Genomic DNA, 12,959 nt, shown 5'->3' with positions numbered 1-12,959 from the left:
ATGGAGGGCAAAGGCGCCATTTCGCCTGAAGATCTTATCTTAATTCTCATTGCAACGGCAATGGGCACGCTAGCCCGTTATCTTTCCCTGAAAGTTGACTACCGCCAATACCCTTCTCACCCCAACGGTTACCTTATTCACCTGGTGATTGCCTTTATCGCTGCCGCAATCGGCGCTGTGGCCATACCGGCCATAAAAAGCAATAATTATACAGCAGTAACCTTTTTAGCACTCGCCATCCAGCATTTCCGGGATGTCCGGAAAACAGAGCGGGAAAGCCTGAAAGACCTGGAATGTACCGAATTCACACCCCGTGGAGAAGCGTATATTGATGGCATTGCCAAAACCTTTGAATCAAGAAACTATTTTTCACTTATTGTGGCGTTAACTACCGCTGCAACTATCGAGTTTATAAGATATCTGGGCTTTGCTAACGTTATTCAAATCGCTGCCGGCATCATCGCCGGCTATTTGGTGTTTTTTGGCATAAGTCGCTTTTCGCAGGGTAAGACGGTAGGTGACATCGCTTCGATTAAACCCGGGGTAATCGAAGTTAGAGGGTCCGAATTATATGTTGACGGAGTTTTTGTTAGCAACACCCTCGGCACAAAGAACGCGCAAAAAATGGTACAGGCCGAAGGGTTAGCCGTAGTAATTGAACCAACCGAAGAGCATTATCGAGTGACCTTGGATAACTTCGGCCAGCGCAAAGCCATGTTATTTGAAGCTACCCGTAGCATTGGAGTAAAAAGGTACCACTACACCCGGAAAGATTATGAAAGCGGCAAAACAGTCATTGTTCTTGTACCACTGCTACGGGATGCAGAAAAGCTGATAAACGTAGTACGCCACACACCCTTATTAGAGTCGGTAAAGAAAAGCCACTCGGTAATGAAATCTACTATTTGGGGAGAGTAAGATTAAATGAAGCAAAATACTACGATTGTTGCTGCCATCACCCTTCCCCACCATAAAGTGCCAGGCTCGGGCGGAGCCTTTATGATTGAAGCAAGTACCGAGGAAGAACAATATACGCTCATGCAAGATATCGCCAAAGCACTTAAGGCCGATGTAGTTAAATTAAGTAATGGCATCTTTATCTTGATAGGATAGTTAAATTAAAATTACGGAGGTGCCGGGTGATACAAATATCACAGGATGCAAATCTTTCTTTATCGTGGGCATCTAAAAAGGAGTCTCGCCGAGACTCCTTTTTCTTATTTATGAGCGAATTGTAAAGCAACTACTACGCATCTTGCATAAAATATATACAGAAACAATACCATTCTATATGAATCTATATGAATACAGCAGAACGAGGTGATCTTCAGGATGTTTCCATTAAATACAGTGGATACAACGCGCATTCCTTACGATACGGCAGTTGACCTGTCGGTTGCCGTATCACGCATGCAGTGGCCTAAGCCTGATATGGAGAAAGCTCCCAAGGTGCTCATACTGGTACCAGATGAGCATTTTCCTTACGCCTTTGCTGCGACCAGTTTGGTGCATGACCCCATTATGGGCAACTTATTACTTACGCCAGTTGACGAGCTTGCTTCGCTTACCCGCGAAGAAATAGAACGCCTTGACCCTCCAGGTACCGACTCCGTGCCGCCAATTATAGCTGTTGGCCCTTTTACCGCTCAAGTCATTCGCGAAATCGAGAGTATGGGATATGACGTGCTTCACATCACCGGGAAAAACGTCTTTGCCACTGCCGTTAAAGTGGCGAAACTAAGAGAACAACTAACACCCGAATCACCCGAAGGTCCGGTGAGCTTATTTATCGTGTCCGCCGATAATCCCTACGAAGGCATATTGGCAACCTATTATGCGACACATTCCGGTGTGCCGATACTACTTACTCATAAGGACCGGCTCCCCCGGTCAACAGCTACAGCCTTACAGGACATGACTGATAAAAACGTGTATATTATCGGCAGCAGATATTCTGTGTCCGATAACGTCGCCCGGGAAATCAGTTCTATCGTAAAACCACCTGTCCGGCGCATTGCTGGCGAGGACCCCTTTGCAACATCGGTTGAGTTTTCCACCTACTACGACCCGGTAACTAAACTTGGCTGGAACCGAAATCGTAAAGGGTTAGGCGATGCCTTTACGTTCGGCAACCTTACCCGCTGGGACTTAATTCTCGCCGCCTCGGCCCTGTCCCATCAGGGAAAGCATACCCCTCTTCTGCTTGTCGAAGCTGATTGCGCTCCCCCGGTAGTGCTGAATTATCTGCAATACCTCAAACCGCCTTTTCGTATGCCCCCCATGCCGCCGTTTATGCACGGGTTTATCCTAGGTACGCCAAAAATTATCCGCCTTACTACGCAAGCCGATATCGAAGAAGCGCTTAAAATTGACGAACAGCCAGAGAAACATGCAATACATCCGAATACTGGGCGAGAGGGAACAGCTCCATCCGAAGATCCATAAAAATATATAATACAAAACTTTTTGCGGTGATAGCAAAAAATATCCTGTAGGGAAATGTCCTTACAGGATATTTTTCATCCACCAGTGGTATTTCTATTTACTGCTTAAACGTAATTCCATTGGGAATTTTGCCTACCTCGACCTTGCCAACAACCTTGTCGGTTGTATTATCAATGATACTCACTGTGTTTTCATACATATTGGTAATATAGACAAACTTGTTGTCATTACTTGTCACTACGCCATGAGCACCTTTGCCAACTTCTAGGGTTGCCACTACTTTCTTTGTAGCCAGATCCACTTTGGAAACGGTATTGGACGGACTCTGCTCAGTGCCTTGATTGGCAACAAAAGCGTACTTGTTATCATACTGGATAAAGACTTGGGCTGGCCCCTTACCTACTGCTATCTTTTCCACCTTATCGCTGGTTAAGTCCACGATGGCCAGTATGTTCTCGGCATTGGCGGTAGCGACAAGTATTTTGCCATCACTCGTTATAGCAGTGGTTACCGGCGCTTTGCCAACTGTGATTTTACGTGTTTCTTTCCATGTGGGAATATCAATCACACTGACTGTATCTTCCCCCATATTGGCGATGTAGGCTGTTTTGCTGTCCTGAGAAATGCGAAACCCGTGAGGGCCTTTACCGGTGGGAACTGTTTGCACAACATTATAGTTTTTGGCATCAATGACTGTCACATTATTGGACGCGTTGTTGGTTGTTAGTATATATTTACCATCCTGGGTAAAGACAACATGTGCCGGATGAGCGCCAATCTCGACTTTTTTGATAAGATTATTGGTCATGGTGTCGTAAAACATGGCAAAGCCGTTCATCTCCATGTTTCCATGACCTTGCATCTTGGGCACTAAGGTGGCTCCCAGCACTTTACCATCCGGTGATATCTGCACATTATGTACCGCACCATCTAAGGGAATGGTATCCATTACCGTATTGGTGGCAGCGTCAATTCTAGTAATGCCGCCTCCTTCGTTGGCCGTATAATAGATGCTTTTTAAAACAACCGGCGGCGTTTCTTGCGTCGACTGCTTTGGTGTCTGCGACGGCGGAGTTTGGTTTTTAGTTCCAGCGCAAGCAGAGACCGCCATCGCCATAACTAATGAACCGCAAATTAGTACATTGCGTAATTTCATAGAAATCATCCTCTCATAGACTATAGATATACGGGGCATATAGTTTCACTGCTATTTTGTCCTACGCAATACTTATCTAGCCATAAAGAAACTCTCCCGCAATTATGAGGATTCCCTCCGAATAACACTTTTCATACTTTGGGGGTTCCTGCATCGATCGGAGAGCAGCCTATTAGTGATACTTCTGTAACGCTCGCAAGACGGGCCATCAGTCTCTCCCTCCCACAAACTTGTTATGCTATTTTACTATGATCATGTTGCCTGGGCCACTTGTCTCTGTGGCAATTTTTGTGAAGCAGCATATACTGGGGAAAACAGGAGAGGAGCGACAGCCATGAGTCAAGTAACAAAATTATGGTTGCTAGGAACGGTCTATATTTTAATTAGCGTTAAGTTGAAATTACTTGCTTGCCGGCAGCGAGTCAACTAGCTCACCGATAACAACCCCCAGGATATCTCTAATATAGATAACAGACTATATTTTAAATTCTGCCAGTGCTGTATGCAACTCTTCTGCCATCCTCGCCAGTGCTTGGCTTGCAGCAGCCACCTCTTGCATGGCTGCCGATTGCGAGGATGTTGTGAACGGTGCTAAGAGGTTTTGTGCACAAAAGATTGCCCTGCACTTCACCATTGCAGGGCAATCTTTTGAATGCGACGTACACCCACCGGCCGCCGAATACCAGTATGTACGCTACTTGAAATTTAATTTTTTATGGATGTTCTATAACAATCTTGATTTCTAATGGGCCAGCCACCGAAGTATCTGCAAGCGCAACCGCGCGTAACTGCACGATGCCCCCTTTCTTCTCAAGCTGGTTTACCACATTGAATAGTTCAGTCCCACTGATTGAGCCTACTGTACCCTGCAGCGGATCAGCTAGTACTCCTTTCTCCACAGCAATTCGGTTCACTTGCTGTAAAAACTGTAATACCACCGGCTCTATACTACCTCTATTTTCTTGTACATTAATCGTTGTTTTAGCAATCGTTTCGCCTTTAGCGAAGATTTGTTTATTAGGATACACTTCCAGATACGCAATGACTGCTTCATTCCATACTGTATTCTCGTGGGCAACAATCCGCACAACCATACTGCTATCAGACTTTTGCAAAGCCTTGGTTGCATTTTGGAAGTCGGCTTGACTAATCCACAACACTTCGGCCTCTGTACCCTGTTTTCCTATTTTCTGCAGAACTTTCCGATTGGTCTCAGAAATAACGCGCAATAATTCGTTTTGCACTTGCTCGACAGAGGTGTCGATAACCGCAGTAGCCAACACTTCATTGGCTCTGTAGAGCACAGTTTCCGCTCGCAGGTATTTAATCCCAGAGTTCAGTTGAGCTGTTGTTTTAGAGAGCCGGTCAGCATCGCTTTTTAACGTATCCCGTACCCTGGTTAATTCAGCAATGCGCGTATCCAACTTCCCTTTCGTGGTTTCCAGTGCCGCAATATCCGTATTGGCTTTTGCTAAGTCCACCTGAACTTTAGTGAGTGCTGCCATTGTCTGGTCATGCTCTTCCAGTGCGTTGACCAACTCGGTTCTTGCATGCGAAAGCTGGTTGGTTACGGCATTAATTTGGCTTACAAGATGGTTGTACTCCTGCTCTTTTGCCTGTAACAGGAGCTGATTGTCCTCAAGTTGTCGGTTCTTTTGGGTTACTTCCGAAGAAAGCGCCGTCAATTCGCCGCGTATTTTCTCCATACCAAACAAGGCTGTCCGGACATCGTAGGACACAATAGTTAGGATGGTAAGGGTGGATGCGGTAATAAGAATTCCGGTGGTTACGGCTACGATAATCGAGGTGTACTTGGGCCGCAGTCCAAACAAAGACAGCTTCTTTTTTCCCACCTTAGTACCAATCTTGTCACCAATATAGGCGATGGCACCGCCCATAATACCTAGGATAGCAATAAGTACCAGACCAAACATAGAAATCCCCTCCCTCAATAATGATTGCGGCACCAAACACTACGAGGTAAAAGGGATTCTTGTTACCTAAGAATAACCCGTTTTGTCCCGTCGTTAACCTGATTTACGTTAAGTCTTTAGCAATAAAGAGGCTCCGGTTTAGCCGGAGCCTCTTTATTTTTTTAGAATTTAACGTTCACAGTAGCTTTGGTTTGTTCGCCGGCTGCGTCCAGATTCTTATAGTCAAGCTCAAGATTTACATTCTTCGCTAAATCCCTGCCATAGGTAACTTGGAATCCTTTGTCTTTTTGGCTGTTGCTGCCAAAACCGGTAGAAGTAGTACCGGCAAAGTTAAAGCCCGATTGTTCTGGTAGGGCATTGGCATCAAAGTTAATATAACTTACCCGCGCACCTAAGATATCAGTACCTACACGGTAGGCATTGGCTTTCTGCGAAACATTACGGACATATTCTGCTCCCACTTTTTTACCGAACACGCTGACATCTGTGCTCAAGGCAGCATACTCGTTTGCCGTACCTGCGTTATCTATTTTGAGATAATCAGCCGCCACGTTGGTTCCAAAGAGTCGGTTCTGATATTCTGCGGCCTGAACGCTGGTGTCGCCGCTATTATCATAGGCCAACGTCAGCCCACCTAACTTTGCCTTGGCACCCGTAATCGCAGCGCCATCGACTTCATAGGAGTTATACAGAAGACCTTGTCCAAGTTTTAGGTCTTGTTTACCTAAAACAGTATCAACAGCTCCTAGCTTGGTTTCAACGTTAAATCTGTCAATTCTAGGGGAACCAAACTTATCAATAGAAGTCTGGTCTATTCCATCCTCGTCCGCTGTGGTTAAACGGGCATTTAACTTAGTATCGTCATTAATTTTGCCTGTTGCACCAAGACGGAAACGGTAGGAGGCATCTTCAGTGTTATTGTCATACTGGACTCGTGCTTCGCCGCTGAATTTGATTTGATTATCCAGTTGTTTTTGGATACCGTCAACTTTAACTCCCAGGCTGTTAAGTTCAGTAGCAAACTCACTGGCTAATTTATCCACAATTACTTTTTGGTCAACGGTAGAAACTTTTCCCATGGCGGTGGCGACGATTTGCGCCATTTCATACCGAGTAAGTGTTTTCTCGCCTTTGAAGGTACCATCTCCATACCCGCCTACAATACCGGCGGCAGCCAGTTTATTTACTGCATCGTAAGCCCAGTGCTTTGCGGGAACATCGGCAAAAGGATTTGCAAACGCCGGTACGGCGAAAGCCACAGTTAGTGCTGTGCAAATAGCAGTTCTAAACAATTTCTTTTTCATTTGTATTCCTCCAATTAAATTATTAATAATTGTGTAAACCCAAGTCTTACGTTTTTGCGTTATTTAGACTTGCTTCCGCGTCGCGAATGCATGTTTACACTCACCTTGGATTAGTCCCTTTTTGGCTGCTAATGAAAGCTTCTCTCGCTTCTTCACTGGCAATTACCATCAGAGAACTGTGGAATTTCCCAGGCGATGTATTCATAATACCAAGTTATTATGAATATCCCATGAATTTCCTATGAAGAAATTATGCTATTTTTATGAAGTGCGTTATGTGTACTCCAAAAAAACCACAATTTCTTCACGGGTTATTCATGATAACTTCACAATAGTTCGTTATAATTACCCCATGGAGACATACTTCATAACACATATCTAAGGGAGGCTTCACAATGAAACAGATAGCAGGGATTCTAGTTTCTTCGTTGCTCTTATTGCCACTTGCCGCAGATGCTTCTATCAGCACAAAGGCTAATTCTTCTAACACTAGTACCTATGTTAGCCAAATAACTAATACCGGTCCGTGGAGTTCGATTAGAGTACAATACACAAATGATAAAACTTTACCCATCCTTACGCTGACCAAAACCGACTCCAGGGATTATTTGTTTTCTGATAGAACACAACTGGTTACTGATGGAGTGGCTTCTGATTTGAAACTCATGGCTACATACCGGAATCCTACAGGCTTCAGAACACAAACCAGCAGCCTGGGTCGCTACGAATTTACCCCGACACAGATAGCCAGCATTCAAAACGCCAAAAATGTATCATTACAAGTGTCTTTCCGCAACACGAGTACGATAACTTGGAAGGTCTCAGAAAAAGTACTGAATGAATGGAAAGAAATCTTAGCTAGAGGACAAAGTCAGGTTTCTTTGCAAAAAACTCCCATTAGCATAGATAATCACTCACCTATCACAGGTAATCAGCCTTAAACAGGCAATACCCCAGCTTTTGCAAGGGAAAGCTGGGGTATTCTTATTATACGGCTATAAAACCCCGTCAGGCAACATTCCAATGCATACATGAGGGTATGGCACAGCAGAGTTATCAGTAACACCCGAAGAAAAAGCGTAATTTATTCACAGGCTATTCATTATAAATTCATACGATGCAGCTATAATTAAGCACAGGAAGACGATATTCCTAACAACCAAATCTAGGAGGATTTACACATGAAAAAAGTAGCAGGGATTTTAGTTACCGCATCATTATTGTTTTCACTCTCCGCTGATGCCGCTGTCAGTACTAAGGTTAATAAAGACGATACAACCACCTACATTAGCCAAACATACTTAAGTGGTCCTTGGGATTCCATAAAAGTACAATATACCAAAGAAAAATCTTTACCAACCATTACACTTAGCATAGCCGATCCTTCGTACAATAACCCGACGTATTATTTGTTTTCTGACAAAACAACATTAGTTATCGACGGCGTGGTTTCTGATTTGAAGCTAGTTGATACATACAGGGATCGTAATAACGACCTTGGCATTTTTGAATTCACGCCGGCACAAATCGCCAGTATACAAAGTGCTAAAAAAGTCTCGCTTCGTGTCTCCTTCTACAACAAAAATACGCTTACCTGGAAAGTTTCAGAAAAGATGGTAAATGACTGGAAAGAAGTTTTCGCCGGCGAACGCAAGTTTACCAAAGATCAAAATCGTATCTCTTTGCAAAACTCTATGCCTCAGAACATGCACTCCACGCATCATGGCAACTAACCGGAACTCACAGGCAACTCCAACTGGCGGTTGCTTTAAAATTATTCCTTAACCGGCTCCAAAGAATGAATGCCCCAAGCTTTCGCCAAGGAAAGCTTGGGGCATTCAAGTATCATTCCACGTAACAACAGTACAACAAGGGTGCCTAATATAAGTGAAGGCTCGACAGCTCGGCTGTCAATGCAAATAAGTGCCAAAGAGAAGCTTGAACGGATTCTAGTGTTTACAGCGCTCGGCATAGCAATCTAACCAAGCAAGGACCACAGTAAGAACTAGACCATATGTCATTGCAGTGAAAAGGTGTGATAAATTTGATTCCGCCGTAGCGTGTTCCAACATGGGTATATGGAAAATTGTACCTAGTGTGTGGATTATAACCCAGACTGCCGCCCCATAGGTAGAGCCTGAAATTAGTGGATAACTGTTTTTTAATTTTGGGAGCAAATACACAATACAATACCCAGCAGACCTGCAGCCGCTATTTGAAGTATCTGCGCGAAGATTTCTTCCCGCATCGATTCCGGAAAATCACCCCATACCACTATTGCTGCTATATCGAGATATCTAACCTTGGCGATACCGAGTGTATAGGATATCAGATTTACTGCAGCCATTACTACTCCGGCAGCTGTCCCTGACAGATAACCTCACGAACTTGTTTTGCATCCTTACCACCTGTATTCTCATTTTTCACCATGAGTTTCTACGTTTCCCTCAATAGCTAAGACAGTGGGTAGACATCCCCATATTTAGTATTACAATTCCCACATTAATTATTTTGGGAATAAGCTAAGTTTTGCCTAATGGTAAATTCGCCAACAGGCAATTGCGCTTACATATGCTCTTATTCTTTACGCAACTGGCCTAAAACACCCCAAGCTTTCGAATGGAAGCTTGGGGCATTCTCACTGAGTTATTCGCCTAAATCCGACAAGGCCTATTTTGCCTGGTACACCGTTTTGGCGAACCTTACCAAAGGTTATTGGCTTGGTAGGGGCGAATAACCGGATATACGGTAATAAACCCATACCATTTGACTTTAGCTAAAACTAGAAAGCAGGAACCTAATGTTCAAACGCAAACTATGTAAAACATTAACCTTAAGTCTCCTGACTCTGTCGCTTGTTACAACATCATGGGGGGGAGCCTGGGCTACCGCGCAAGCGGCTGCCGCCGATGAGCAAGCCACAGAAATTACTGCACCTAGTAATGGAACAACGAATACCATTCTCGGGGGGCTATTGGCGATAGGTCTTATCGCTGCCCTAACTAACCAGGGTGATAACTCCGATGGTGCTGCCCCGGCGAAAGGTACCGCGCCTGCGTCCCCACCAGCAACTAACCCAACACCCTCTGCACCACAAGCACCTCAGGTTAGCGGTGTCACTGCCGATGAACAGCTCGCCGTTAATTTATTAAATGCTGACCGCGCCGCTAACGGGCTGCCGCCGCTTAAACTCAACCTAGCGGTAACTGCAGTCGCTCGGCAGCATGCGCAGGACCAAATTAACCGGAATTTCTTCGCCCACGTCAATCCGGATGGCAAGTCTCCCTTTGACCGGATGCGCAGCGCTGGTATCTCCTTCGGCTATGCTGGCGAAAACTTAGCCATTAACCGTAACGTTACCGCGGCCGAACAAGCTTTCATGAACAGCCCCGGCCACAGAGCGAATATCCTTAATGCCAAATATAAACAAGTTGGTATTGGTGTGCGCTATAGCCCCCAAGGCTCTGTTTATGTTGTACAAAACTTTATTGACTAGCCAGCCTTAAAAACCTGTAGGGAATCTTCCTTACAGGTTTTTCATTGTCCTGTAAGAAAGTATAACTTTCCGTCTGGATAAGGGCAACATCGGCTTCCGCTTTCGCTAAGGCTCGGCGCAAGCCGTGTTTTCTTTATCCTGAGACTAACCCGCTCTAAGACTCCCATCTTCTACAAGTGGGAGTTAAGAGCGGCTAAGTCCCTGGATAAGGGCGACTAACCTTCAGATGGGGTTAAAACCCCACCTGAAGCTAAGTCTACTTTATCTGGCTTAACATACTTTAGCATATAAATTGTAAAACCAGGTCAAGCTACCAGTAATTATCTGTTCACGAGGTGACTTATGCCAATTCTGCGTTTATTTACTATGGTTTCCGTGATGATACTAGCATCACTAAACGTCAGTAATAGTGTAGCAGCGCCAGTCGATAGCGCCACAGAAGTAAACGACGGCTTTGTGACAATTACAGATACACTGGGCAAAATCATCTTTCAAACTGGCCTTGCCGTCCATCCTGGTGATGAATTTATCGATGAGGATAACCGGGTCTATGCTGTTACTTCCGTTCAAGGGACATCTGCTACAGCAGAATATGTTCGCGAAGAATCTATTAGCGGCCTATGGCCGCAAACTGTACCTGTGCAAGCACCCGCACAGCCGGCAAGTCAACTGGTGAGCATCTATCATACACACACAGATGAATCCTATATTCCTACCGACGGTAAAGCTACCGTCAAGGGTGACGGTAGCATCCTGCTTGTAGGAGAAGCCTTTAGTAAACGGTTATCTGAAGTCGGTTACCAGACCACTCATGATAAAACCCTTCATGATCCCCATGACGCCAACGCCTATCAGCGCTCCCGGCGAACCGTAATGAAGCTGCTTCAACAACAGCCGGCCGCGTTATTTGATATCCATCGCGACAGCGCGCCAGCCAAAATATATAACTTTCAAGTCAACGGCCAGGATGCCACCAAAATATTACTAGTCGTTGGCCGCCAGAATCAGAACATCAATACCACCATGAATTATGCCAAAACCATTAAAGCAGCCGCTGATGCAAAATACAAAGGCTTAGTACGTGGTATCTTTATCGCTAAAAGCGGCTATAACCAAGACTTAAACCCTCGTAGTATTCTGATTGAAATCGGCACCCAGTATAACAGCCGGGAAGCCGCCGACCGCAGCGCCGCTCTCTTTGCTGATGTAGTCCCTTCTTTTCTTGCACCCACCACTCAGGCTCCAGCGAGTCAAGCTCCGGTTGCTCAAGCAACACCTTCGGTATCACCAGATATTGTTGCCAACAATGATCCCGGCCCACGCCAAGATACCCTCCTTATTATTGGCGCATTAGTTGCGGGTACAGGTGCTTTCCTTTTTCTTAGTACAGGCAGTTTTAAAGAAGCCAAATCCAAACTCCTCCGTTTTGGTAAATATGAGTTTGGTGACATCTTCCGGTCATGGAAAAAACGAAAATAATGAGGAGTAGTAAGCCATGAAAAATCGCCGGTTTTTCTGTATTTCTCGCTCTACATTAGTAATTGGTGCAGTATTACTGGCCGTAAGCCTTGGCTTATATGTGACAAGCCAACCTGCCACCCCGGAGCAGAAACCACTGCCGGCACCCCAATCCCCAAGCTATACCTCTTTCGTTATCTTAGAGGAAACAACCGGTGAAACCTTAATGCAAATCTCTGTACCACCTACCGTAGGTGATGAACTGGTCACAGACACCAACAAACGCTACACCGTTGTCAAGGTAGAAGAAAAGCGGGCTTACGCCCGCTTTGTTGAGGATGTTAATCTGAAAAAATACCAAAACCCCAAATAATTACAGGACAAACGCTTTACACGTTTGTCCTGTCTTGCTTTTCAACCTGCCAAGCAGAGCACCTATTTCTTATACTACTTTACCCCTGCCGACTGTGTTCCCTTTTTTACAATAACTCCGTCCACTGCGGTGTAAACTACGTCGTCTTTGATCCAGCCCTCGATGGTATGACCACCCATTACCTGTTTTTTGTATCCAGTAGGGTTACGGTCAATCACAACATATTCTGGACCGTTTTTAGTGCTGCCCGGCCTAACCATGACTGTTTGCAGGTCTTTATTGATACGATAAGCCTTGGTAGTGACTCCGTCAACGGCCGTGTATGCAACACCGTCTTTGATCCAGCTCTCAATAGTTTGACCGCCAACTACCTGTTTGTTATACCCAGTAGGATTACGGTCGATCGTGACATATTCTGGACCGTTTTTAGTGCTGCCCGGCTTAACCATGACTGTTTGCAGGTCTTTATTAATACGATAAGCCTTGGTAGTGACTCCGTCAATAGCGGTATATGCCACACCGTCTTTGATCCAGCCCTCAATGGTGTGACCGTCAACTACCTGTTTGTTATACCCAGTGGGATTACGGTCGATCGTAACATATTCTGGACCATTCTTAGTGCTGCCCGGCTTAACCATGACTGTTTGCAGGTCTGATTTAATTTTGTTGGTTTCCGGAAGAAATTCGTTGGCCGAAGCCACACCCGCTACCATCATGCTCATCAGTAAAGTTGCTGTTATAAAAGTCTTTTTCATTTTCATTACCTCCTTGATTTCTTTATCCATATTATACC

Annotated in this window: 14 protein-coding genes; 8 read left to right on the top strand and 6 right to left on the bottom strand. The window is 45.0% G+C overall.

Annotation, left to right across the window (positions count from 1 at the left end; translation table 11 throughout):
- From BLR65_RS03765 to BLR65_RS03755, 3 genes are all read left to right on the top strand, one after another.
- Nucleotides 1-918: a YIEGIA domain-containing protein gene (locus BLR65_RS03765; protein ID WP_093792642.1), complete on the top strand. Its 918-nt coding sequence runs from the start codon at nucleotides 1-3 to the stop codon at nucleotides 916-918.
- Between the two features lie 6 nt (nucleotides 919-924).
- Entirely contained in the window at nucleotides 925-1,113 is a 189-nt protein-coding gene (locus BLR65_RS03760) for a capping complex subunit for YIEGIA (RefSeq protein ID WP_093792640.1), read from the top strand.
- 219 nt (nucleotides 1,114-1,332) lie between these two features.
- A complete protein-coding gene (locus tag BLR65_RS03755) occupies nucleotides 1,333-2,445 on the top strand; it encodes a cell wall-binding repeat-containing protein (protein WP_093792638.1) in 1,113 nt (370 codons plus the stop codon).
- Nucleotides 2,446-2,542: 97 nt separating this feature from the next.
- Here BLR65_RS03755 and BLR65_RS03750 read toward each other — a convergent pair whose 3' ends face one another.
- The 4 genes from BLR65_RS03750 to BLR65_RS03740 form a co-directional block, all read right to left on the bottom strand.
- Nucleotides 2,543-3,601, bottom strand: a complete 1,059-nt coding sequence (locus BLR65_RS03750) for a YncE family protein (RefSeq protein WP_176772677.1) — start codon at nucleotides 3,599-3,601, stop codon at nucleotides 2,543-2,545.
- Between the two features lie 475 nt (nucleotides 3,602-4,076).
- A complete protein-coding gene (locus BLR65_RS29475) occupies nucleotides 4,077-4,235 on the bottom strand; it encodes a hypothetical protein (protein ID WP_176772676.1) in 159 nt (52 codons plus the stop codon).
- Between the two features lie 79 nt (nucleotides 4,236-4,314).
- On the bottom strand, nucleotides 4,315-5,535 hold the full coding sequence (locus BLR65_RS03745; protein WP_093792636.1) for a DUF3084 domain-containing protein: 1,221 nt from the start codon (nucleotides 5,533-5,535) through the stop codon (nucleotides 4,315-4,317).
- A gap of 161 nt (nucleotides 5,536-5,696) precedes the next feature.
- Nucleotides 5,697-6,839 carry an S-layer homology domain-containing protein gene (locus tag BLR65_RS03740; RefSeq protein WP_093792634.1) on the bottom strand — a complete coding sequence of 381 codons (1,143 nt, stop codon included), beginning with the start codon at nucleotides 6,837-6,839 and terminating at the stop codon, nucleotides 5,697-5,699.
- A 395-nt stretch (nucleotides 6,840-7,234) separates the two neighbouring features.
- Between BLR65_RS03740 and BLR65_RS03735 the strand changes: the two genes are divergently transcribed.
- Together BLR65_RS03735 and BLR65_RS03730 are read left to right on the top strand one after the other, a co-directional pair.
- A complete protein-coding gene (locus tag BLR65_RS03735; protein WP_093792632.1) occupies nucleotides 7,235-7,780 on the top strand; it encodes a hypothetical protein in 546 nt (181 codons plus the stop codon).
- Nucleotides 7,781-8,020: 240 nt separating this feature from the next.
- Nucleotides 8,021-8,572 (top strand): hypothetical protein, encoded by a 552-nt coding sequence (locus BLR65_RS03730; RefSeq protein WP_093792630.1) that lies wholly within the window; start codon nucleotides 8,021-8,023, stop codon nucleotides 8,570-8,572.
- 428 nt (nucleotides 8,573-9,000) lie between these two features.
- Here BLR65_RS03730 and BLR65_RS03725 read toward each other — a convergent pair whose 3' ends face one another.
- Entirely contained in the window at nucleotides 9,001-9,186 is a 186-nt protein-coding gene (locus BLR65_RS03725; protein WP_093792628.1) for a hypothetical protein, read from the bottom strand.
- Between the two features lie 453 nt (nucleotides 9,187-9,639).
- Between BLR65_RS03725 and BLR65_RS03720 the strand changes: the two genes are divergently transcribed.
- The 3 genes from BLR65_RS03720 (at nucleotide 9,640) to BLR65_RS03710 (ending at nucleotide 12,166) form a co-directional block, all read left to right on the top strand.
- Nucleotides 9,640-10,335, top strand: a complete 696-nt coding sequence (locus tag BLR65_RS03720) for a CAP domain-containing protein (protein WP_093792626.1) — start codon at nucleotides 9,640-9,642, stop codon at nucleotides 10,333-10,335.
- A gap of 342 nt (nucleotides 10,336-10,677) precedes the next feature.
- A complete protein-coding gene (gene spoIIP / locus BLR65_RS03715) occupies nucleotides 10,678-11,814 on the top strand; it encodes a stage II sporulation protein P (protein ID WP_093792624.1) in 1,137 nt (378 codons plus the stop codon).
- A 16-nt stretch (nucleotides 11,815-11,830) separates the two neighbouring features.
- A complete protein-coding gene (locus BLR65_RS03710; protein WP_093792622.1) occupies nucleotides 11,831-12,166 on the top strand; it encodes a hypothetical protein in 336 nt (111 codons plus the stop codon).
- A gap of 74 nt (nucleotides 12,167-12,240) precedes the next feature.
- Here the strand turns inward: BLR65_RS03710 and BLR65_RS03705 are convergent, their stop codons facing one another.
- Nucleotides 12,241-12,921, bottom strand: a complete 681-nt coding sequence (locus BLR65_RS03705) for a hypothetical protein (RefSeq protein ID WP_093792620.1) — start codon at nucleotides 12,919-12,921, stop codon at nucleotides 12,241-12,243.
- Between the last annotated feature and the right edge of the window lie 38 nt (nucleotides 12,922-12,959).

The organism is Sporomusa acidovorans (assembly GCF_900101845.1).
In the GTDB taxonomy this organism is placed as follows: Bacteria; Bacillota; Negativicutes; order Sporomusales; family Sporomusaceae; genus Sporomusa; species Sporomusa acidovorans.
This window is presented reverse-complemented; position numbering and strand designations above follow the sequence as displayed.

Excerpts from the sequence above, each read along its gene's own strand:
- BLR65_RS03765 (WP_093792642.1), top strand. The coding sequence starts at position 1 with ATGGAGGGCAAAGGCGCCATTTCGCCTGAAGATCTTATCTTAATTCTC.
- BLR65_RS03760 (WP_093792640.1), top strand. The coding sequence starts at position 925 with ATGAAGCAAAATACTACGATTGTTGCTGCCATCACCCTTCCCCACCAT.
- BLR65_RS03755 (WP_093792638.1), top strand. The coding sequence starts at position 1,333 with ATGTTTCCATTAAATACAGTGGATACAACGCGCATTCCTTACGATACG.
- BLR65_RS03750 (WP_176772677.1), bottom strand. The coding sequence starts at position 3,601 with ATGAAATTACGCAATGTACTAATTTGCGGTTCATTAGTTATGGCGATG.
- BLR65_RS29475 (WP_176772676.1), bottom strand. The coding sequence starts at position 4,235 with ATGGTGAAGTGCAGGGCAATCTTTTGTGCACAAAACCTCTTAGCACCG.
- BLR65_RS03745 (WP_093792636.1), bottom strand. The coding sequence starts at position 5,535 with ATGTTTGGTCTGGTACTTATTGCTATCCTAGGTATTATGGGCGGTGCC.
- BLR65_RS03740 (WP_093792634.1), bottom strand. The coding sequence starts at position 6,839 with ATGAAAAAGAAATTGTTTAGAACTGCTATTTGCACAGCACTAACTGTG.
- BLR65_RS03735 (WP_093792632.1), top strand. The coding sequence starts at position 7,235 with ATGAAACAGATAGCAGGGATTCTAGTTTCTTCGTTGCTCTTATTGCCA.
- BLR65_RS03730 (WP_093792630.1), top strand. The coding sequence starts at position 8,021 with ATGAAAAAAGTAGCAGGGATTTTAGTTACCGCATCATTATTGTTTTCA.
- BLR65_RS03725 (WP_093792628.1), bottom strand. The coding sequence starts at position 9,186 with ATGGCTGCAGTAAATCTGATATCCTATACACTCGGTATCGCCAAGGTT.
- BLR65_RS03720 (WP_093792626.1), top strand. The coding sequence starts at position 9,640 with ATGTTCAAACGCAAACTATGTAAAACATTAACCTTAAGTCTCCTGACT.
- spoIIP (WP_093792624.1), top strand. The coding sequence starts at position 10,678 with ATGCCAATTCTGCGTTTATTTACTATGGTTTCCGTGATGATACTAGCA.
- BLR65_RS03710 (WP_093792622.1), top strand. The coding sequence starts at position 11,831 with ATGAAAAATCGCCGGTTTTTCTGTATTTCTCGCTCTACATTAGTAATT.
- BLR65_RS03705 (WP_093792620.1), bottom strand. The coding sequence starts at position 12,921 with ATGAAAAAGACTTTTATAACAGCAACTTTACTGATGAGCATGATGGTA.